Raw genomic sequence first — 289 nt, forward strand, 5'->3', positions numbered from 1 at the left:
AGTGATAGCAGCCGCAATCAAACCGGCGATCTGACCAAAGACACGCTTGCCAATCAAGTATGCCAACAGAGGGTGCAAGATGCCAACGATCACCGCCTGGATCAATCGAGCTGCCAATGGGTTCGGGCCAAAGATTGCGTACACAATCACCAGATAGAGGGTGTAAAGAAAACTCCAGTGCGCAGTGGGCTCGCCTGGGGCTGTCAGCGGCCACCACAGCTCTCCAAAGGTGAAACCATCCCCGCCGAGCACGCGCTGGGCGAGATTGTTATAGGAGATCTGATCAAAC

At 55.0% G+C, this 289-nt stretch carries 1 protein-coding gene; it reads right to left on the reverse strand.

Going from position 1 to position 289, the window contains the following annotated elements; translation table 11 throughout:
- Positions 1-289 (reverse strand): glycosyltransferase family 39 protein (locus MD536_RS21210; RefSeq protein WP_239603789.1); only part of this gene is annotated, 289 nt, incomplete at both ends.

It is taken from the genome of Flavihumibacter cheonanensis (assembly GCF_022352215.1).
In the GTDB taxonomy this organism is placed as follows: Bacteria; Bacteroidota; Bacteroidia; order Chitinophagales; family Chitinophagaceae; genus Flavihumibacter; species Flavihumibacter cheonanensis.